The sequence below is a fragment of the Streptomyces sp. NPDC087420 genome, assembly GCF_044744165.1.
Taxonomy (GTDB): domain Bacteria; phylum Actinomycetota; class Actinomycetes; order Streptomycetales; family Streptomycetaceae; genus Streptomyces.
Genome location: NZ_JBIUXU010000001.1, coordinates 181,895 through 202,593 on the forward strand (window position 1 = coordinate 181,895; position 20,699 = coordinate 202,593).

Annotated in this window: 16 protein-coding genes, 1 pseudogene and 1 CRISPR repeat array; of the genes and pseudogenes, 11 read left to right on the plus strand and 6 right to left on the minus strand. The window is 68.5% G+C overall.

Going from position 1 to position 20,699, the window contains the following annotated elements; genetic code table 11:
- Positions 1-3: 3 nt before the first annotated feature.
- The gene (locus ACIO1C_RS00815; protein ID WP_401856914.1) at positions 4-4,617 is read left to right on the plus strand and encodes a hypothetical protein; all 4,614 of its coding nucleotides are present in this window, start codon (positions 4-6) and stop codon (positions 4,615-4,617) included.
- A gap of 606 nt (positions 4,618-5,223) precedes the next feature.
- On the opposite strand, the gene ACIO1C_RS00820 is transcribed toward ACIO1C_RS00815, so the two are convergent.
- A complete protein-coding gene (locus ACIO1C_RS00820) occupies positions 5,224-5,535 on the minus strand; it encodes a hypothetical protein (protein ID WP_401856916.1) in 312 nt (103 codons plus the stop codon).
- A 150-nt stretch (positions 5,536-5,685) separates the two neighbouring features.
- Here ACIO1C_RS00820 and ACIO1C_RS00825 point away from each other — a divergent pair, with 150 nt between their 5' ends.
- Together ACIO1C_RS00825 and ACIO1C_RS00830 are read left to right on the plus strand one after the other, a co-directional pair.
- Positions 5,686-6,600 (plus strand): hypothetical protein, encoded by a 915-nt coding sequence (locus ACIO1C_RS00825; protein ID WP_401856918.1) that lies wholly within the window; start codon positions 5,686-5,688, stop codon positions 6,598-6,600.
- A gap of 258 nt (positions 6,601-6,858) precedes the next feature.
- Positions 6,859-7,149, plus strand: a pseudogene (locus ACIO1C_RS00830) (transposase); the annotation flags it as partial.
- A gap of 29 nt (positions 7,150-7,178) precedes the next feature.
- Here the strand turns inward: ACIO1C_RS00830 and ACIO1C_RS00835 are convergent.
- Positions 7,179-7,601 carry a DUF6924 domain-containing protein gene (locus tag ACIO1C_RS00835; RefSeq protein ID WP_401856919.1) on the minus strand — a complete coding sequence of 141 codons (423 nt, stop codon included), beginning with the start codon at positions 7,599-7,601 and terminating at the stop codon, positions 7,179-7,181.
- 132 nt (positions 7,602-7,733) lie between these two features.
- Positions 7,734-8,453 (minus strand): alpha/beta fold hydrolase, encoded by a 720-nt coding sequence (locus ACIO1C_RS00840; protein WP_401856921.1) that lies wholly within the window; start codon positions 8,451-8,453, stop codon positions 7,734-7,736.
- A 332-nt stretch (positions 8,454-8,785) separates the two neighbouring features.
- Between ACIO1C_RS00840 and ACIO1C_RS00845 the strand changes: the two genes are divergently transcribed.
- The 6 genes from ACIO1C_RS00845 (at position 8,786) to ACIO1C_RS00870 (ending at position 15,881) form a co-directional block, all read left to right on the plus strand.
- Positions 8,786-9,370 carry a TetR/AcrR family transcriptional regulator gene (locus ACIO1C_RS00845; protein WP_401856922.1) on the plus strand — a complete coding sequence of 195 codons (585 nt, stop codon included), beginning with the start codon at positions 8,786-8,788 and terminating at the stop codon, positions 9,368-9,370.
- A gap of 96 nt (positions 9,371-9,466) precedes the next feature.
- Positions 9,467-10,564: a Gfo/Idh/MocA family protein gene (locus tag ACIO1C_RS00850; protein WP_401856924.1), complete on the plus strand. Its 1,098-nt coding sequence runs from the start codon at positions 9,467-9,469 to the stop codon at positions 10,562-10,564.
- Between the two features lie 121 nt (positions 10,565-10,685).
- Positions 10,686-11,645, plus strand: a complete 960-nt coding sequence (locus ACIO1C_RS00855; RefSeq protein ID WP_401856925.1) for an NADP-dependent oxidoreductase — start codon at positions 10,686-10,688, stop codon at positions 11,643-11,645.
- 246 nt (positions 11,646-11,891) lie between these two features.
- A complete protein-coding gene (locus ACIO1C_RS00860; RefSeq protein WP_401856926.1) occupies positions 11,892-12,524 on the plus strand; it encodes a TetR/AcrR family transcriptional regulator in 633 nt (210 codons plus the stop codon).
- Between the two features lie 146 nt (positions 12,525-12,670).
- Positions 12,671-13,387 carry an alpha/beta fold hydrolase gene (locus ACIO1C_RS00865; RefSeq protein WP_401856928.1) on the plus strand — a complete coding sequence of 239 codons (717 nt, stop codon included), beginning with the start codon at positions 12,671-12,673 and terminating at the stop codon, positions 13,385-13,387.
- A gap of 382 nt (positions 13,388-13,769) precedes the next feature.
- Complete coding sequence (locus ACIO1C_RS00870; protein WP_401856930.1) at positions 13,770-15,881, plus strand: SpoIIE family protein phosphatase; 2,112 nt, start codon at positions 13,770-13,772, stop codon at positions 15,879-15,881.
- A 413-nt stretch (positions 15,882-16,294) separates the two neighbouring features.
- Here ACIO1C_RS00870 and ACIO1C_RS00875 read toward each other — a convergent pair whose 3' ends face one another.
- Positions 16,295-16,672 (minus strand): SDR family NAD(P)-dependent oxidoreductase, encoded by a 378-nt coding sequence (locus ACIO1C_RS00875; RefSeq protein ID WP_401857973.1) that lies wholly within the window; start codon positions 16,670-16,672, stop codon positions 16,295-16,297.
- A 16-nt stretch (positions 16,673-16,688) separates the two neighbouring features.
- Positions 16,689-17,079: direct repeats of the CRISPR family, unit length 25 nt; unit sequence ACACCCCCGCGCTGGCGGGGAGGAC.
- A gap of 826 nt (positions 17,080-17,905) precedes the next feature.
- Here ACIO1C_RS00875 and ACIO1C_RS00880 point away from each other — a divergent pair.
- The gene (locus ACIO1C_RS00880) at positions 17,906-18,067 is read left to right on the plus strand and encodes a hypothetical protein (RefSeq protein ID WP_401856932.1); all 162 of its coding nucleotides are present in this window, start codon (positions 17,906-17,908) and stop codon (positions 18,065-18,067) included.
- 336 nt (positions 18,068-18,403) lie between these two features.
- On the opposite strand, the gene ACIO1C_RS00885 is transcribed toward ACIO1C_RS00880, so the two are convergent.
- Together ACIO1C_RS00885 and ACIO1C_RS00890 are read right to left on the minus strand one after the other, a co-directional pair.
- The gene (locus ACIO1C_RS00885) at positions 18,404-19,108 is read right to left on the minus strand and encodes a PIN domain-containing protein (protein WP_401856933.1); all 705 of its coding nucleotides are present in this window, start codon (positions 19,106-19,108) and stop codon (positions 18,404-18,406) included.
- Positions 19,089-19,382: a hypothetical protein gene (locus ACIO1C_RS00890; RefSeq protein WP_401856935.1), complete on the minus strand. Its 294-nt coding sequence runs from the start codon at positions 19,380-19,382 to the stop codon at positions 19,089-19,091. Before ACIO1C_RS00890 ends, ACIO1C_RS00885 begins: the two co-directional genes overlap by 20 nt.
- Positions 19,383-19,816: 434 nt before the next feature.
- Here ACIO1C_RS00890 and ACIO1C_RS00895 point away from each other — a divergent pair, with 434 nt between their 5' ends.
- Complete coding sequence (locus ACIO1C_RS00895; protein WP_401856937.1) at positions 19,817-20,551, plus strand: hypothetical protein; 735 nt, start codon at positions 19,817-19,819, stop codon at positions 20,549-20,551.
- Positions 20,552-20,699: the final 148 nt, after the last annotated feature.

Here is a 20,699-nt window from a genome sequence, read left to right on the forward strand (position 1 = left end):
GCTGTGGAGTGGGGGGACGCGAGAGACCTGACCGGAGCGGACTGCAGCGCGGTCGTGGTCGGGACAGGCAGCTATCCGGCCGGTTCGCCGCTGACGGATCTGCCGAGTGCCCTCCGCTCCGCCGCGGGGATCGCCGGGACGCTGCGGTCCGTGTGCGGCATGCCTGAGGAACGGGTCAGGCTGATCGAGGACCCGGACGGGCCGACCGACGTACTCGGGGCCCTGGCGGAGGCGATCGAACGCGCGGACGGCGGAATCGTCGTCTTCTGTTTTGTGGGCCACGGTCTCCTGGGCCCGGGCGACCAGCTCTACCTCGCCACCTCCGGTGGAGCATCCGCAGACAGCAGCGTCCACGCGGTGCCGTACGCCGAGATCAAGAACCGGCTGAGTGCGGCCGGTGTGCGCTCGCTGGTCATCCTCGACTGCTGTTTCTCGGGCCTCGCGGAGCCCGCCCGCCACGGGCTTCGCGCCGACCCGTACGTCTCCGCCCGGCCCAACGGCAGTTTCCTGCTGGCCTCCGCCACCCACTACGCCTCGTCCTTCGCGCCGGAAGGTGACGAACACACCCTGTTCAGCGGCGCCTTGCTGCGACTGCTGCGGGAGGGCGACGCGGGCGGACCGAAGTGGCTCACCCTGTCGGAGACCCACCGCAGGCTCGACCGGCAACTGCGCGGCGCACCGGCCCGCCCCCACACCGACAGCGTGGGGGGCATCGGTGACCTGGTTCTGGCCGCGAACGCCCGCTACATCGCTCCTTCCGCCGTCGACGAGTCCGCTGCCGGGGGACAGGAGACCGAGGAGGGCCCGTGTCCGTACCCGGGCATGCGGCCGTTCCTGCCCGAGCAGCGTCACCTCTTCTTCGGTCGCGAGGAGCTGACCCGGGCCCTGGTCCGACGGGCGAAGGAGACCGGACAGGGGGCCGGTCCCCTGGTGCTGGTCGGGCCCTCGGGAGTGGGCAAGTCCTCGCTGCTCAGGGCGGGCCTCGGGGCCCGACTCGGCAGTGTGCCCGGCTCCTCCGGTCCGATGGGTTCCTTCGGTCCGACGGGAGCGGAGAGCGACGCGGCCCCTGGGCCCGTCCTGCTGCTGCCCGCGCCGGGACCCCGGCCCTTCCGCAGTCTGGTGACGTCCTGGGCCTCGGCGGTGGGGGTGTCGTTCGGCGAGGCCGAACTCGCCCTGGGAGCAGGCCGTTTCCCCCAGCCGGCGAAGGGTCACAAGGCGCCCGGATACCTTGTCGTGGACCAGTTCGAGGAGATCTTCACGCACTGTGAGGACCCCGAGGAACGGGAGCTCTTCATCCGTGCGCTGACCGGCGCGAGTTCCCCCGAGGACGACGCGGTTCTGCCAGGTCCCCGGCTCGTACTCGCCCTGCGCGCCGACTACTTCGGTGCCTGCCTGCGCGACCCGCGGCTCTCCGTGCTGGTGACGGCCGGGCAGTTCACCGTTCCCCCCATGACCGATGACGAGCTGCGGGAGGCCATCGAGCTGCCCGCGGTACACGCCGGCCTCCGGCTGGAGAGCGGCCTGTCCGATCTCCTGTTGCGTGAACTGAGCCTGACACGGGGTGGGAACGGCAACTCCATAGCCCTGCCCTTCCTGGCCCACGCCTTGCAGGAGACCTGGGCCCGGCGCCGGCAGGGCGGTCTCCTGACCTTCGCCGGATACCAGGCGACCGGCGGTATCGGTACCTCCGTGGCCCGGGTCGCGGGCCGACTGCATGACTCGCTGGACGAGGCAGGCCGAGCCGAACTCCGTGAACTCTGCCTGCGCCTGGTCCGGCTGGTGGACAACGGAGGTGTGGCGGTCCGCCGCCGGGTCCGCACCGAAGAACTGGGCGACAACGCCGGGGAACTCCTCCGCAGGCTGGTGGACGCCCGACTGGTGATCGTCGACGACGGTGAGGCGCAGCTGTGCCACGACTCGCTGCTCCATGGCTGGCCCCTCCTCCAGGAGTGGATCAACGCCGATCTCGACGGACTACTGGTACGGCGGCGATTGGCCGACGCGGCTGACGCCTGGGAGGAGTCCGGCCGGCCGGCGGGCGGCCTGTACGCGGGCAGACACCTCGCCGCGGCGAGGTCACTCACCGCGGACGTCGGGAAGGTCCTTCCGATGCGGCCGGTGGAGGACGCGTTCCTCCGGGCCGGCGACCGGGCGGAGCGAAGGAAGAGGCGCACACTGACGGCGGTCGGAGCCGTGGTCCTTGCCCTCGCCGTGGTGGCGAGCCTGCTCGCCGTGACGGCCCGGGGTGCGCAGAAGGACGCCGAGAGCCGGGAGACCGACCTGATCGCCCGGCGGGTCGCTGCGCAGGCCGACACCATGCGGGAACGGGACCCTCTGACAGCCCTGCAGTTGAGTCTTGCCGCCTACGGGACGGCGCGGACCACCGAGACCCGCTCCAGTCTTTATGCGGCGTACACCACCCTGGCACCGGTGGAACTGCGAGGCACCCGCAAGGCCGTCCTCAACGTCACCTTCCGCGCCGACGACCGGGTACTCGCCACCAGCCAGCGCGGTGGACGGGTCCAGCTGTGGGAGATGAGGCGCGGGGCCCGGCCACGCAAGGCCAAGGCCATCGAGGCGGGCAAGAACGCGGCGATCGCCTTCCACCCCTCGTCACGACTCCTGGCGGTGCTGGCGCCGGACCGGCTCAGTCTGTGGGACACCACCGACCCGTACGCCCCGCGTCGGGTCGGGTTCCACGCCACGACCTCCCGGGTCGCGTTCACCGCGGCCTTCAGCCCTGACGGGAAGACTCTGGCCGGCGGCTACGACCGGGGCAAGCTCCGGCTGTGGGACCTGTCCGCGCCGACCGCCCCCGTGCTGCGGGCGGAGCGCGTCGTCAGCGCTGCCGGGGTCGCTCTGATCTCCCTCTCGTTCAGCCGTGACGGGCGCCTGCTCGCCACGGCGCACGGCAGGGGTGGCCGAAAGGCTGAGCTGCCGGCCGAGGTGAAACTGTGGGACACCACCGATCCGGCCAGGCCGGTCCTGCGGGCCACCGCCCCCACGGAGACCTTGTGGGCCGTGGCATTCCATCCGAGACGCGACCTGCTCGTCACCACAGGCGCCCAGGACCGGCTGGAATGGTGGGACGCCCGGGGAGGGCGCACGCTACGGAAGGTCAAAGCGGAGGACTACGAGCGCGTGTGGGGAGGGGTGAGCGGCCAGGAGAAGCCCTCGCTCAGTTTCCGGCCGGACGGTGGGATCCTCGCCGCGGCCGACAGGGACGCGGGGGTCGCGCTGCGCAAGGTCGGCCGTGAGGACACCTCGTTGTACGACGACACCCTCACCGGGGTGCCCGGCGGGGAAGCGGTCCAGGCGGTCGCCTACAACCGGGACGGCACCTCCCTCGCCGCGGGGGACGTGGGGGGCGCCGTCCGCATCTGGCCGCAGCGTCCGCCCGCACCGGCCGCCGACGGCAGCCTGGCGGTGGGGGATCCGGGTACGGAGGCCGTCAGCAGGGACGGCACGTTGATGGTCACCAGATCGGCGGACGAGAAATTCGAGCTGACGAGCCAGGTCTGGGACATCGGTGCGATGGACAAAAAAACCGGCGTGACCGCCAGCCCTCGCCTGAGGTTCGAGGTGCCGAAGCAGTGGGAAGCCCGGTACTTCCTTCCCGGCGCAGGGGCGCCCGTGCTGCTGGGGCACCGGTGGATCGAGGGAACGGACTCGCATACGTTCCGGCTCTGGGAGTTCGGGGAGAACGGCGCTCCCGTGCCGCGCGCCGACATCCCCTTCAAAACCGCTGACCCGTTGACCGCGGTGAGCCGGGACGGTTCGACCCTCGCGATCGGTGCGGGGGGCGGGCGACGTGTCGAACTCTGGGACATCAGGGACAGGGCCCACCCGCTACGGCGGGCAGTGATGACCGTGAACGTGGACCTGAAGCTGATGACCTCGGGAGCGCTCTGGTTCGCGGGGAACAGGACACTGATCACACTGGAGCGTTCCGATCTGCGACTGTGGGACCTCACCGATCCCGCGCATCCTCGCCAGGGAAAGCGGCTGGTGGACGCGGCTGCCGGGGAAGCCTCCTCCTATTTCGCCAAGTCCGGCCTGCTGCTGACCGACTCGGTCGCCGAGACCGTGAAGGTGTGGGACATTTCCGACGTGACGCGGCCTCGGGAACTCAGCAGCCTCGAGGCCACCGACGGCGGTTACTACTCGGCCGGCGACGACGGCAACACCCTGGCGACGGCACTCAGTGACGGGACGGTCGAGTTGGTCGACCTCACGGACCCCCGCCACCCCCGGCCGAAGGCGCCGATGCGCTTCGACCGCCCCATCGACACCTTTGAGCTGAGTCCGGACGGATCCCAGATGATCACCAGCGCTCCGTACCGGATCTGGGACATCGGAGCCGACGGCCGATGGCAGACACCGAGCCGGGTGACCCTTGACGTGGCGGAAAAGGCCGAACTCCTCCCCGGCAAGCGTCCCGTCATCGCTGTTCTGCCGAAGCGGGCATCGAGCGACGAGCCGGAACAGACGTTTCTGCTCGACCTCGACACCGACCGCATCCACAAGGCGCTCTGCGCCGATCACCCCGAGAGCGTGAGCCAAGAGCTGTGGAAGAGTCTCTTCCCTGGCATCCGGCACCTCGAATCCTGCACGTGACGTCGATCGGAAGACGCCGGAGTGCCCCTATAGCGCCCTCGCCGGCTCACGTACCGCGTCGCGGACCCGAGGACGGTCGTCCGCCGAAGGCGCGGAGCAGGGCAGGCACGCCGGGTGCGGCCCCACAGATGCGACCGCATCCCGTCCGCCCCATGACGAAACAGGGTCGGACGGGGTGTCGCGGCGTTCGCTCCTCAGATGTCGCGGAAGAGACCAGCCAGCGCGGTGACCTGCCACGATGAGAGGGGTTTGGTCGCTGACCTGCGCGAATGGCCTTTCAGTTGTTTCACGCTCGTGCCGGTTGATGAAGCCGGAAGTCCCAGAAAAGTCCCAGAGGACCCTCTCGGGCGGCCGCGCGGCAACGATGTCTGGACATCGGCCACCACAGCATGCAGGGGCGGCCCACACGGAAAGAGGTTGAGTTCGCGGGCGCTGGCGGTCGACGCTTCTGCCCGCGCGACTCTGCCCGCATCCGCCAATGGGGCGAGCTGCAAGAGGCCCTCGGGTGTGGGCGCGAGCGGCGGCAGTTCGACTATCAGGCGAGATCGATGCGAACCTCGGCGATATCTATATGTCGTCCCAGCGTGCTTCGAGCAGGCTGGTGGTTCAGGTGTCGCTGCGGGGTGCGTGGTCGAAGAGCCGGTTGTCGGTGTTGACGGAAATTTCGCGAACGCCAGAGTAGGGGTGGGGCAGGAGGTCGTTGGTGGCGGCGATGATCTGGCAGGCGTAGCCGTCGGAGGCAACGTCGATGAGGGTGTCGATGAGGCGGTGTCTGGTGGATCGGTCGACGGCTCCGAGGTCGGCGAGGGGGGAGTCGATGATGAGGAGCGGGGGTACACGGACGGCGGGGTCGGTACGGCCAAGGTCGCGCAGGGACAGCAGCGCCGCGATGTTGGTGATGACCTTGGGGCTGCCCACGACGGAGCATTCGGAGAAGGTTTTGTCAGGTTCGTTGCGCTCCTTGACTCCGGCACCAACGCCTCACCCGGCAACGTCTTCTGCGGCCACGATCTCCATCTCGCCGTCAACGCCCGCGCCCTCGGCGCCCGCGCGCCCGAGGTGCCGTTCGTGTTCACCGCAATGCACCTCGCCGTGGCCGGATCCCACAAGGGCGACGCCGGCATCAGCCTGATCGAGCAGCACCTCGCCCGCCGCCCGCACACCAGGGAGGTCATCGCCGACCGCGGATACTCCTTCTGCACCCCCGCCCGATGGGCCCACCCCGTCCGCGCTCGCGGCCTGGAGCCGGTCATCGACCTCCACCCGAACCAGCGCGGCACCCACCCCGGGCCCCTGGCCGGGACCGTCATCATCGACGGCACCGTCTTCACCGACGCCCTCCCGCACCCGCTGCGGGACCTGCCCGGCTTCCCCATCGGCATGCGCAGTGCGGAAAAGACCGAGCTCCGTGCCCGCTACGACCACCGCGCCGCCTACGCCTTCACCCCGCACAGCCGCCCCGACACCGACGGCTACCAGCGCCTCAAAGGCCCCGCACTCGCCGGACACCTCCGCTGCCCCAACCACCCCACCTCCATGCGCCTCCCGCACACCCGCCCCACCACCACCTGCCGCATCGGCGCACAGTGCGCGTGCGGGAAGACCATCACGTTGAGCCCCGACGTCATGGCCTGGACCCGCCAGCGCACCGTCTGGGGCACCAACGCCTGGGCAGCCGACTACGGACGCCGCGCCGCCATCGAATCAGGCAACGCCGAGATCAAGACCCACCGCCTCCACATGGACCGCGGCTTCACCCGCGTCTTCGGCACCACCAAGAACAGCATCCTCATCGCCTTCGCCCTCGCCGGCCTCAACCACACCCTCCTCCGCGCCTGGCACACCAAACGCCAACTCCCCGACCCCTGGGTCACGTTCACAGGCGAAGAGACAACGGAACCAGCAGTACCCGGACCACGCACCCGCGCCCGCCGCCGCACCACCAGCCTCACGGCACTTGTCGACGGCGCCCCACCCGGCTGACGGGCTCCCAACCCGAACCACCCACACCCGCACAACGAGTCATCCCGGCATGCCCCCGGACAGCAGCAACGAGACGTCAGAAGCCCGAGGCGAACCGACCGTCCCACCAACACCAATGGGATGAACCGGCCAAACGACGCCGTCAGGCTCCACCGCCGGGCCTCTGCCGAACAAGATCCCCCACACACGAAGAACTCCCAGCCCGGACGAATCCGTGCTGGGAGTTCTGTGAAGCCAAGCAAGGTATTTGTGTGAAATACCCAGGCATGGGCCGACAGCGGTTATCGAACCAAGGCCATCGACCACGGCGCCACCCTCGGCATCGACATCGAGATCACCCGCCGCGACCCGGACCAGAAGGGCTTCAAGGTCATCCCGCGGCGCTGGGTCGTCGAGCGGACGTTCGGCTGGCTCATGAATCACCGCCGCCTCGCCCGCGACTACGAAACCCACCCGCACCGCTCCGAAGCCATGATCCGCATCGCGATGATCGACCTGATGAGCCGCAGACTCACGCGTGAAGCCACGCTGAACTGGCGCGACATATAGCTCACCCCGCGTGCCTCAGCGGTGAGGCGTCAGCCCCCGTCAAAGCCGCGGAAAGTTCCTGATTCATCAGCGGCATCGGCGAAGTCCGCAAAGTCCATATTGGCGATGCTGAGGTTGGCTGACACGTCAGGAAACCACTGAGCCGGAACCCTGAACGTTCGCCCAGGTTCGTCCGACAGGTCCACGGCCAAAAGAGGATGATCCGGATCCTCCATCGTGGTCGCGTCCGCAAGGAACAAGTCGATGATCCGGTCGTCTTCTTCCGCAGCAGCTTCTTCGTCCAGCAGCTCCTGGACATCCACGGCAGCGAAGCGAACGTCGCTGACATACGTGGCATGGGGATACTCGCCAGCAGCGTCGAGTGCGATACGCACCGCATCCCAGGCCCCGTCGTCACCGAAGTCGGTACGCAGGATCAGCGACGTTAGATCATCGGGCTGGGGCAGAGGCATGAACGCGATCCACTCAGCAGGCGACATCGACCCCGGCAGCCTCAGGGCACCCCAACCGCGTCGACGTGATCTCCCAGACCTTGACCGGCTGGTCGGCGTTACCAAACACCCCTGCCGGAACAAAACGCTCTTTTAAGCCTCCATGAGGGCGTGAGCGACCTCGTCGGGATGGGTGAGCAGGGACTCATGGGATCCGGGAACCATGATGGGCCGCACTCCGAGGCGTGCGGCGAATCGTGCGCCCGCCTCCGGCGTGCCCAGGCCGAGGTCGTGTTCGCTGAGGACGTAGGCCACCGGGATCCCAAGTGTCGTTACATCCGGGACATCGAGCGCCTCGGCTCCGTAGTTGGCCGGCTGCGGTGTCAGCAGCTCCCACACCAGGCGCTGTACCGCTTCAGGTTCATCCTGAATGAGCGATTCCCGCGCGAATTCCCACGGTGGAAGCCAGGCCGGCCCCTCGGTGGAGACGCGGATGCCCTCATCGCGGATCGCGGCGGCCCCTTCGCCGGCCAGCTCCGCGCGTGCGCTCTTGCCCCGGAGCGGCACAAAGGCGCTGCAGTAGACGATCTTGGCAAGGCGGTCCGCCACCCGGTGAGCGGCGCCCGTCATGGGGTAGCCGCCCCAGCTGTGCGCCACGAGCGTCACGTCGGTAAGATCGCGGCGCTGGAACTCTGCGGCAATATGGTCGACGGCGTCCTGCAGATGCAGACCGGTAGTTTCCTCGTCGTCCCCCAAACCCGGCATGGTGAGCGCCAGCGTTGTGTTCCCAGCGGCACGCAGTCGTTTGGCGACCGGCCTCCAGCACCACGCGGCGTGCCAAGCGCCTGGAATCATCACAAAGTTCTTCCCCATCAGCTCCTCCTTGATCTCCCAGCCAATATCTGCGCCGCCCTGGCGCTTCGGTCACGCTCCCGGGCGCTTGCTGGCCGCCGACGTCTGCGTCGTCTTCGGTAGGGATCAACTCCCCCGCCGGATCTCAGTCTGCGGCCGAACGGAGTATTCGGCTCGTCGAGACGCTCGCCGGGGTGCCGAGGGGGGTTCCTGGTGTGGACTCTGCCGCGCGGTGTACGGGCCGTATGTCGAGCCGGCCGCATGCGGTGTGGTGCGGTGGCGTCGAGGTTCGGTTCAGACAAGTGACCGGCCCCATACTTTGTCGTTCGTTCCAGATAGGGTACGTTGAGGACATGGCACGCACTCGGGAGTTCGACACTGACGCCGCCGTCGAGGCGGCGATGGAGGCGTTTCGCCGTACGGGGTTCGAAGGCACCTCGATGCGGGATCTCGCCGAGGCCACCTCCTTGGGGAGCGGGTCGATCTACGCGGCTTTCGGCAGCAAGGAGGGCCTTTATCTCGCGGCGCTCGACCTGTATCGGCAGCGGTACGCTTTGCCGCTGACCGACCTGCTGCGCTCCGCCCGCGGCGACGCCCGGGAGGTCGTCCGGGCGGTCTTCGTCAGCGCTGTCGACGAGATCGCCAGGGACGGTCGGCGCCGGGCCTGTCTGATCGTGGCGGCCGCAATGGAACGGGCGAGGGATGACGACCGGGTGGCCACGCGGCTCCGATCGACCACGCAGGCGCTGGAGCTCGCACTGTTCGACGTGATAGCCGAGGGGCAGGTGCGAGGGCAGATTCCGGGCGACCGCAGCGCCTCCGACCTTTCGAAATTCCTGGTGACCAACCTCCAGGGCCTACGGGTGATGGCGGCGATCGACCCCGACCGCGCCACGCTGATGCGCTCTGCGGAGGTCGCGCTGAACTGCCTCGACTGAGAGATCGGCCGACGGCTCTCGGGGCGCGGTCTTGCGGGTGCAGTCCTGCCCAAATTGTGGATTGAACGTTCAAGATAAGAGGGTGAAAGGATCACTATGAAGACGACCGGTGTCGGTGTTATTGGCGGCAGCACGAGTGGATGGGCGTCCCTGGCGCACCTCCCGGTGCTCTCCACGTCTCCCGATTTTGAACTGCGGGCCGTGAGCACCTCTCGCCCCAGCTCGGCAGAGGCCGCCGCCGTGCAGCACGGCGTGCCAGCGTACGACAATCATGAGGAACTCATCGCGCACCCCGGCGTCGATGTGGTCGTGGTGGCGGTGAAGGTGACCGAACACCTGGGCATCGTCGCGGCGGCGCTCGCGGCGGGGAAGACCGTCTACAGCGAGTGGCCGCTGGCGAACGGTCTGACCGAGGCGGAGAAGCTCGCCGAGCTGGCCAGGGCCGCCGGCGTCCGTACGGTGGCCGGGTTGCAGGGACGGTACGCCCCCGAGGTGCGGTTGGCCCGCGACCTGGTGCGCGACGGCTACGTGGGCGAGGTCCTCGGAACCACGATGACCGGCTCCGGCATGGCCTGGGGAGCGGAGGCCGAGGAGAGCCAGGTCTACTGGTACGACAACGCCAACGGCGCCAGCCCGCTGACCTCACCGACGCTCCACGCCCTGGACCCGCTGCACTTCGTCCTGGGCGAGTTCGACACGGTGGCGGGCAACCTGGTTGTCGGCCGCAAGGAGGCCGCGGTCGCCGGAAGCGGGCGCACCGTCCCGGTCACGGTCGCCGACCAGGTCGCCGTCATCGGCACTCTCAGGGGCGGGGCTGCCGCTTCTGTCTTCTACCGCGGCGGCGCGTCGCGCGGTGACAACTTCCGCTGGGAGATCAACGGTTCGGAAGGCGACCTGGTACTGACCTCCGCATGGGGCAATATGCAGGTCGCTCAGCTCGAGCTCGCCGGCGGGCGGGGAACGGACAGCGCGGTGAAGCCTCTTGACCTACCCGCGTCCTACACCGAGGACATCCCGGCCGAACTGCGGGGCACCGTCGCCGCGAACGTCGCCCGGCTCTATGCCGCGCTGGCCCGGGACCTCGCCGAAGGCACGCACACCGTGCCCGACTTCGAACACGCCCTGGCGCGACACCGCCTCATCGACGCGATCGAACGCGCTGCGGAGACGGGCAGCACCCAGGCGGTGAATTGACTCTCCAGAGGCCGACCGGCCGGCCTCCGAGCCGGCCTGTCGGCGCTGCGGAGCATCGACCACCTGACCTGCAGGCGTCCCGCGACTCCCGGGCGCCTTCGAAGACTGAGAAGGAGCGCCAATGAAGACGGTAGGACTTCTGCGGTACGGCGGCCCCGAGGTGCTGCGGATCATCGACCGGCCCACACCGCACGCGGGTGAGGGCGAGGTGCGCATCCGTGTGCGGGCCGCGGCCGTCAACCCCGTGGACACTCTCATCGCCGCGGGCACCTCGCTCGTGCGGCTGACCGGGACGGAACCGGTCATCCCCGGCCTGGACATCGCAGGCACGGTCGACCAGATCGGCTCCGGCGCAAGCTCCGATCTCGCACTCGGCGATCGGGTCATGGCAATGGTCAACCCGACCCGTCCCGAAGGCGGTGGGTACGCACAGTGGGTGGTGCTCCCGGAGTCCTGGGTGGTACGCGCCCCGGTCGGCAGCACCCATGCCGAGGCCGCGACGCTCCCGATGAACGGCCTCACCGCCCTGCATGCCCTTGACCAATTGCGCCTGACGCCGGGGAGCACCCTCGCGGTGACCGGGGCGGCGGGCGCGGTGGGAGGGTACGCCGTGCAGCTCGCGAAGGCCGCCGGACACCACGTGCTGGCCGACACCGCACCGCACGACGCCGACCTTGTCGCCGCGCTCGGCGCCGACGAGGTGGTCGCCCGGGGCCCGGACATCGCCGAACTGTTCAGGGCCCTCGTGCCCGCCGGCGTCGACGCGGTCGTCGACGCCGCCGTGATCGGAGCACCCCTGACCGGCGCGATCCGCCCGGGCGGCGCCCTGGCGTACGTACGCGAACTGCCGGACCAGCGGGCGTTCGCCGAGGCCGCCAGGCGGCTGGGCATCACGCTCGTCCCGGCCTTCGTCCACGCCTACGACGGACGCCGCGACAAGCTCGACCACCTGCGCCGACTCGCCGAAACGAGCGCCCTCACCCTCCGCGTCGCCGCCCGCTTCCCACCCGAGGATGCCTCTCGGGCACACCGTCTCCTCGCGGCCGGCGGCGTCAGAGGCCGCCTCGTCATCGAGTTCTGAAAAACCACGGCCCCACCGCGCCCACCCGGTGAGCATGCCTCTCCCGGGAGGCATCCCTTCACTTGCCCGCTGACGACCTCACGTACGCACAGGGATCTTCGGAAGACCACGTGCCCTCTGCGCCGCAGTCAAGGCGCGCACCACTGAACATCGTGTATGAACATCCAGTATGCTGGTGCTCAGATGCTCAGCCGGACCGGCATCCTGTTGGTCCGGCCCGATCCGCCACCATCCTGGGAGGCGAACATGACGTCGGTGACGCGACGGCGAAGCGATGATCACCAACGCCGGTCCGCGGCGACGGAGGCCAAGCTGCTCTCCGCGGTGGAAAGACTGCTCGGTGCGGGTGAGTCCTTCACGGACCTCAGCGTGCAGCGCATCATTGAGGAGGCTGATGTGTCACGGGCAACCTTCTACGCGTACTTCCCGGGAAAGCCGGACATCCTCAAGCGGCTGGCACAACAGGTCCGGGACGCCTCGCTGGGCTTGGCCCAGCAGTGGGACCCAGGAGCGGGCGAAGACGGCGCGGAGCGGTACGCGAGGTTCTTCGAAGGCGTGCTCGCCCTGCACCGAGCGCACCATCCGGTGCTGTCCGCGGTGCGAGAGGTCGCCTCCTACGACGCGGCAGTACGGGACTTCTACGCGGCCGATCTGGAGGGGTTCGACGAGGCCGTCCTCGCGACGCTCCTGGAGCAGCAGCGGGCCGGCGCAACACCGGCCGACCTTGATGCCGTGACCGCGAGCCGGGTCATCGTCTGGGGCGGAGCTCAGGCCATCGCCCGCCACATCAGTGTGGACGACGGCAGCGGCGACGCCGCGCTGGCCCGCGAGCTCGGAAGCATCTGGTGGTACGGCGCCTACCGTCGACCGGCCGGATAACACCGGAGCTCCGAATCGCAGGCGAAAACACCGGAAAGGCGGGACGAGAGCCGATTCCCCCTTCACTATCGCGCTCACCTGACCCGGATTTGAGTAGTCATCCACAGTCTTACTGAGGGTGAACCTTCAATTAGTGAGGATCTGTAATGAGCGGGAAAGCCTCTACTTATGTTCTCATCCCAGGTGCCTGGCATGGTGGGTGGTCTTGGCGTCCGGTCGCCGAGCGGCTGCGTGCCGCCGGGCACCGCGCCTTCTGTCTCACGCTTCCTGGCACGGGCGACGGCGACGATCCCTCGGGAATCGGACTCCAGGACGCGGTGGACCACGTGGTGTCCGAGGTGGAGAGGCTGGGCCTCAGCGATGTGACTCTCGTCGCTCACAGCTGGGGCGGATATCCGGCGGCCGGAGCCGCATACCGGCTGTCGGCCAAGGTCACCAAGGTGGTCCACTACGCCGCCCAGGTCCCTGTGCGCGGCAGGTCGCTGGTCGACGACAACCCTCCGGAGGCCGCGGCGATGCTGCGAGGGCTGATCGACGCGTCTCCGACGCGCTCAATCTCACCCTCGCTGCAGTTCGTCCAGGGCATCTTCATGCAGGACGTCGAGGAGGAAACGCAGCGTCTGGTGTCGGAGCTGCTGACCCCGCTGCCCGGCAACTACTTCCTGGACGCACTCGATGTCCCCGGGGTGGCCGAGCTCGGCATTCCCTCGCTCTACATCCTTGGCGAGGACGACCATGCGCTTCCCCAGCCCGGCACCGAGTTCGCGGCGCGGCTGGGCAAGGAACCCGTCATGGTTCCTGGAACCCACGAGGGCCTGCTGACCCACCCCGACGAGGTCGCCCAGGCAATCCTGAACGGCTGATGTCGTGTGAATGAGGTCTCGGCGTATGAGTGTGCAACATTCGAGAATTTGGTCGGCTGTTTCTTTCCAGGCACATCAATGGCCGTGCTCGTAGTGGGCACCAAGGCGGCGAACGGCCTTGGACAGGCCGTCGGCCGAGGCAGGGGGACCAGGTAGTCGCGGAAACCGCGACGGGGCTGTTTTCGTTGCCGTCGATAGTTGTAATGATCTTTGGACTCGGTGGGTGCATGCAGAAATATCATTGTGGGGGCCGGATTCAACGCGAGCCCTACTGGTTCAATGATTCGACAAGCGTGCCCACTTTTCCGGCGGACCCGGCCCGAAAAGCTGTTGGACGAAGGAGTGCCGGCTGGAAAAGGACGAGCCGACGGGAGGCAGAGTGATGACCGACCCGACAGGCGGAACATCGGAACCCACTCGGATGGGTGCGGCTGTGGCGACCGTGGATGTTCGGGGAATCGTCAGGGGGTGGACGGAAGGGGCCAGGGAACTTCTGGGGTACAGGGCCGCGGAGGTGGTCGGCCGCTCCGCCGACCTCTTGCTGGCGCCGCGCTTCGCGGCTAAGGGCTTGGCGGAGTGGGCCGGACGGGCGCGGCTGAGGGAGCAGTGGTCGGGGATGACGGAACTGCGCCGTAGCAACGGCGTGGGAGTCCGGGTATCCATCAAGGCGTTCCCCCTGTTCGGCGGTGGCCCGACCGACTGGTTGGTAACTGCTACGGCTCTCACCGAAGCGCTTCCCGACACGCCATCGCAAGCGCCTCTTGGCGCCGCGCTGCTGGCTCGCTCACCGATCGCCGTGTCGATTTGTGACGGTGAAGGGAGATACGTCTGGGTGAACGAGGAAACTGCGCGCTGGGACCGGTGGGCGAACAACCAGCGGGTGGGATGCGCGCCCACGGAGCTGTGGCCCGGCAGCGAGAGTGAGACCGTTGAGGCCCTGATCCGGCAGGTGTTCGAAACAGGGGTGCCGGTGATCGAGCGCGAGCAGGGGTGGCCCGTCCCAGGCTCGGACGAGGAGCGCGTCTTCTCCTGCACGTACTTCCGCCTCGACGACGCTGACGGACGACCACTGGGTGTGTGCTGCATGGCGGCGGACGCCAGCAAGTCCCAACGCCGCAGGAACCTTCTTATGCTTAGCGAGGTAAGCACGTCCGTCGGCACGACCCTCGACGTCATGACGACCGCTCAGCAACTGGCCGATTTCGCAGTGCCACGGCTGGCCGACTACATCACGGTCGACCTCGCCGAATCAGTCCCGCTCGGAGGTGAGCCCCTTCAGCGTCTCACCTCCCCTGACCAGCGTGTTCCCGTGTTCCGCCGTGCGGGAGCGGCCTCGGTCCATCCGGGAATGCCTGAGTCCCTCTGGAACATCGGGGATGCGGTCTACGTCCCCCCGTCCTCCCCGTTCACCCGTGCCCTGTATTCCCGACAGGCCCACTACGAGCCGGTCCTCGACACCTCTCCAGGCACCTGGCTCGACCAAGACCCGGACCGCCTGGGCACCATCCGCGCGACCGGTATGCACTCCCTGATCATCGTCCCGCTCCAGGCGCGCGGCACACTCCTCGGTGAAGCGGTGTTCGTCCGCAACAACAATCCCCTTTCGTTCTCGCGGGACGAACTGCTCCTATGCCAGGAAATCGCCGGGCGGGCATCACTGAGTCTGGACAACGCCCGCAGATTCACCCGCGAGCGGGCCGCCTCACTGGCACTCCAGCGGAACTTGCTCCCCCACCATCTCGCGGGCGGCGAGGCACTCGAGGTCGCATCGCGCTATCAGCCGGCCGACACACACGAGGGCGTCGGAGGCGACTGGTTCGACGTGATTCGGCTTCCCCGCGGCCGGACCGCGCTGGTGGTCGGAGACGTCGTCGGGCACGGCATCAACGCGGCCGCGCGGATGGGACAGTTCCGTACGGTTGTCCGCACCCTTGCCGAGATGGACCTACAGCCCCACGAACTTCTTTCCAGACTCGACAGCCTCGTCGTCCGTCTCACCGAACAGGACGCCGAAGACGACGGCGGATCCGGCATGTGGTCCCAGACCATGGGCGGCACCTGCGTCTACGCGGTCTATGACCCCGTCACCCGGATCTGCACCCTGGCACGGGCGGGACACCCGCCACCCGCACTGCTCCACCCGGACGGCGGCGTCACCTTCCCCGAACTGCCCTCCGGAGCACCGATCGGCATGGGCCTCGACGCGTACGAGTCCCTGTCGATCGAACTACCCGAGGGCACCGTCATAGCCCTCTACACCGACGGGCTCATCGAGTCCCGCGGCGCCGACCTTGATGAAGGCTTGAATCGACTCGAGTTGGCCCTCGCACATCCCGGGATCCCACTGAAAGATCTCTGCACAGAAGTGATCACGGCAATGTCTCCGAAGCCACACCGCGAATCGGACTCCGTCATCCCCGATGCGGCAATGCGAGAGCTGTTGGACGACGACATCGCCCTTCTGCTGGCCCGCACTCGCAGTCCTGCCCGTTGAAGAAACTGGCGAGGCGCCGCGCCAGCTCCGCAGTACCCGGCGTCGGTCGGGTTCTCCGAGTCGTAGGGCCTCTCCGGGCACCGGGTGAGCGCGCCGTTCTGGCTGCACTCGCCCTCCTCCAGGACGAAATTGCCGTCCTGGACCGCGACGGGGTCGTTCTGCACGCGGATGACGGAGGCCGGCAAGTGGGGCGTGCGGACGTAAGGGACGGTGCCGATGCCTGCGTGGTCCGGGTCAGCGAAGTCCCAGACCGACTGAATACCGCCGCGGCGCCAGAACCCCTCCCGTGCACGCATTCGGCGGGCCGTCTGGGTGCCGTCGATGCGTACATAAACGCGCGCGTGCCCGTCGGCGGTCTGCGACTCGATGTCGGCGCTGGCGATTCCGGTGGACGGTGGGTCCCGGCGGCTGTCTTACCAGCTCTGGTCCGCAGCACGGACGAAGACCTCGTTCACGGCGACGCGTCGTGGACTGCCGACAATGTGCGCGACAGCGTCGGCGATGTCCTCCGGCTGGAGCCTCTCGATAGCCTGAGTCTGAGCCTCAACTCGGCTGCGGAGTTCTTCGCGGGTATGAGAGGCGAGTTCGGTGTCGACGGTGCCCGGTTCGATCACGCTGACCCGGACGCGAAGTGGCTGCAGTTCCTGCCGCAGCGCTTCGCTGAAGCCGTTCACTCCGAACTTCGTCAGGTTGTACACAGCCGTACCCCCGCGGGCGACCCGTCCGGCCGAGGAGCTGATGTTCACCACGTCCGCGGTGTGCCGCGGCTCCCCTTCGGCTGCCCTGACCAGATGAGGAAGCGCCGCCTTGGTGCCGCGCTGGCGGGGAGGACTTCGGCGGAACCTCGCTCCAGCCCCTTTTCCGCGGAACACCCCCGCGCTGGCGGGGAGGACGCGATCGCCGCGGTGATCATCCGGCGGACGTCCGGGACACCCCCGCGCTGGCGGGGAGGACAACCCGCATGGCCGTTCACGCCCGGCGAGATCCGGGACACCCCCGCGCTGGCGGGGAGGACTCGGCGGGACTCTCCTCGCCCCCCTGAAACTCCGGGACACCCCCGCGCTGGCGGGGAGGACGTCGTAGGCGGGGTCGGCGAGGAGAGCGGCGACGGGACACCCCCGCGCTGGCGGGGAGGACTTCCCGCCAATCTGACGGGGGGTCGCCGTCAGAGGGACACCCCCGCGCTGGCGGGGAGGACTCTTCCTGACCTGCAGCTTAGGCGGTGCTTTGCAATTCCTTGGCCTGCTGCTTCGGGTTGCTGGTCGTCATCTGCTGAGCCTAACGCCTCCGGTGGTGAGGGGAGGCAGGTGGCAACGTCGTTGCAGGTCAGGGTGATTGTCAGTGGGGGCTGTTTGGATGTTCTGGTCGGTGCCGTGTGAGGAGGGGGGGCGGGGCGCCTGCGGCAACGTCCTCGGGCGCCGCGTAAAACGGCCCTGTCATCTATGACTGGGGAGAAGCGGTCCATTACCCCCAACACGGGATGAGGATGGGGAAGACCGCCAAGAGGATCGGCGAGGCAGTGGGGATGCCGGGGGCTGGGCCGCGGTGACCACCCTGGAACGCACGCGCAGGCATCGGTCCTTCTTGCGGCCGTGACGCTCGTTTGACGCTCCGAGCACCCGCTGGCCCTCGTTCGAGACCAGAATGGCTCTCTGACCTGCAATTTTACCGCCTGTGTCCAGGGTGACATGTTTCCGATGACCCACCACGTGGAGTGCGTGGCGATCCATAAATTTGCCGTAAAGGGCCGCTGACCTGCGGCTTTGGCGGGTGTGCCCTATGTGCCCTATGTGCGTTACGGGCGATATCTTGACGCGGCACAGGGTCCTCCGAGAACTCACCGTCCTCCGCCGCTAGCTACTCATCCTCCAGGTCGCTCCCGGTGCTTACGCATGTCGATCCTTTTCGTCATGCGCACAACATCTGACAAGGGCAGGCGCTACAAGATCAACGACGATCGGTCATAGCGCTACAGCCAGCGGGAACGATGGCAAAGATCACTTGCGAGAGGCGGTTGAACTGCCTTGCCGACCAAGCGAGTTGGTGACGGATACGGCCTGAGAGGGCGGCCGGCGATCGGCGCGCTGATCACCGAACGGGCCTGCGAGTTCCCGGCCGCCAGCGCCTCGCTGCGGGAGCGGTGGGCGGCCATCGACCTCGCCGGGCACGTCACCGCCGTGTCGTAGGAACCGGACTCGTGCCGGCTCACCGTGTGCCCGGAGGCAACGGCCTGGACGACGAAGGCCCGCATGCCCGGTGCCGTATCCCCGCCCGGCCCGGCCGACGTCACCCCGGTAGCCCCGGCCCTGGCTACGCCTACCGGTCCGGCGAAGACCTCGGAGACAGCGGCTCGGCGTCGAGCACCAGGTGCAGCTCGACGCCCTCGAAGCCTCCGGCCTGCTGGCTTACGACACCCCGCGCGCCGGGTGGGAGCCCGAGCTGCTGCGGGCCCTGGACCGCCCCGGCGTACGGGTTCCGGGCACAGAGATCCTCCGGCCTGGGAGGTTGGCTCGCGAGGGTCCTCAGGAAGCCGGGAACACGTCCGATTCTCCGGCTGCTTGTGCGGCCGCACGGTCACGACGCTTCTGCCTCGTACCATGGCCCGGCTTGCCTTGAGAGGCCCAGTCCGGTTCCGGACCGGGGTCCTTGGCGGGGATTTTGGTCACTTCCCGACCCGCTGCCCGCCCCCGTGTGTGCTGCCCGGTGTCGCACGTCAGCAGCCGTACGGCGCGCGAAGCCATCGACTGGATGGCGACAGCCCGATCGATGATCTCGTCGTCGGCGATGGGGAGCCGTACGTGACCAGGCTGATCGAGGACGATTTCGACGCTCACCTGGCCTCGGATTTCCACGGTGCCGTCGTCGGAGAAGAAGGAGGTTCCGCTCCGCCAGACGCTGGAGGTGCGCCCGCCCAGGATCCCGTCCAGGAGTCCGAGGGTGTGGGACGCGCGCCAGCGGCTCCTTTCCTTGCCCGACTCCTTCAGGCCGTCGAGTTCGTCGACAACTGTGATCGGGAAGAGAAGACGGACATCGTCGTGGGACCGCAGGTCCAGGATCTGGTGCAGATCGGCGTCGGCGAGCTTGTCGGGGTTCTGGACGTAGAAGCTGGAGTCGGCGACCACGAGCGCCTCCGGTTTACTCCACCGGTCTATCTGCGCCTTCAGTGCCTCGCCGGCTGCCTGGAGAGCCTGCGTGCGCTCCTCTGGTTCAAGGGGCCACCAGACCATTGATCAGACGTTGCTGGGCGCTTCCAGCGAGGGTGCCGCAGCTGCCGAGGAGCGCCTGGTACCGGCGGGTGAGCACCAGGTGGTCGATGTCGGCGTCGCGGACCTGATGACGCAGGACCCCAGCTGCCTCGGTGGCCCATTCGAGATAGGCCAGGAGCTGGGTGTAGGCGCTGCCTCGGTGGGAGCTACGGAGGTTGTCCGCCGTCAGCTGGGCACCGCCGAGGGCCTGAAGGACGTTGCGAGGGTCGGCTCCCGGCCGGGGTGTGATGAGCATGAGCCGATCCTTCCAGCCACTGTACGGCTCTTGGGCCGTACGTCCCGGGCTGTCTCGGCCTTCACGAGGTGTTCGTTCCGAAGATCCTGATCGGCCGAGCCAGGGCCGGCCTACCCGCGCGGGCCAGGCCGGCCCCGCACCGAGCGCCGCCGCCAGGCCGACGTCTCCCACGCAGCGGCTGTGCACCGGGCCCGTACGGAGCGCGTGGCGCGTGAGGCCGGGACTGCGGCCGTGGTTCCGAATCGGGCTCTGCTCCAGGAATCCGCGTGAGTTGTCCGGCGGATCCGGGCGTCCTTTCCGGCCAATCCGGCGGACAGGCGTCCGCGAAGCGCGGACAGGGGTGATCGCGTCGGACAATCCTTGTCCGACGCGACAGAACGGGATATGACGACGGGTCACCCCGGCTGCCGGACATCAGGGAGGGACACCCCCGTATGACGCACCGCGACGATCTCCTCGCCCCCGCAGCGACCCTGGAGTTCTCCGACGACCTGCGCCTAGACGACATCGAACCGCTCGACGCCTTCCTCGCCGCACGGCTGGGCGAAATCGCCAGCGCCCAGCCGGAGGGAACCGACGGCCGGTGGGCCGCCGACCACCTCGCCGCGACCATCGCCGACAACTGCCGCACCCTCAGCGACGACCTGGTCTCCTGGGAGATCGAGCCCACCGGGGACGACACCAGGGAGCCCGCGCAGGTCCGCAGGCTCAGCCAGCGCCTGTGGACCAACTGGAACCGGCTCATGTCTACCGCCGAGCGCTTCGCGAACCACCCCGACTACCTTCCCCGCTGGCGCTCCCTGCGCTACACCTCCGTCGGGCACGCCGAGTTCGTCGAGCAAACCCAGGGCGACCAGAGCGACGGGGGCATCCTGCACTCTGCCACCGCCCGCCGCGTGGGCCGAGGCCGAGGACATCCAGTCCTCGATGGCCTGACGCTGCGCCCCCATCCGACCGGGGCCCCTCCCGTACCGTCATCGGGCCGGCCGTACTCAATCGAAGGCTGTGGCGTTCAGTTCGGCCATGTGCTGGTCGCGGGCCTTGTCGGCGGTCCGGCCCCCAACGGCCATTGCCGTAGTGGATGGCGATTCCCGTGGGCGGGTCGAGGAAGTCGACGGTGCAGCTGTCGTGCTCGTGGTCGCATCGGCAGGTGCAGCGCTTGTGAGTGACCTGCCAACCGGCCCCGGTGGGGCCGGCGCCGAGGAGGCGGATCAAGTCGGGGCACGGCGGTCCGTCGGTGGCCTCCATCCGGTAGCCGCCCTCCGAAGTCCAGGCGTTGGTGGAGTTCACCGTCCCGGGGCCGGCCGTGGCCCGGAT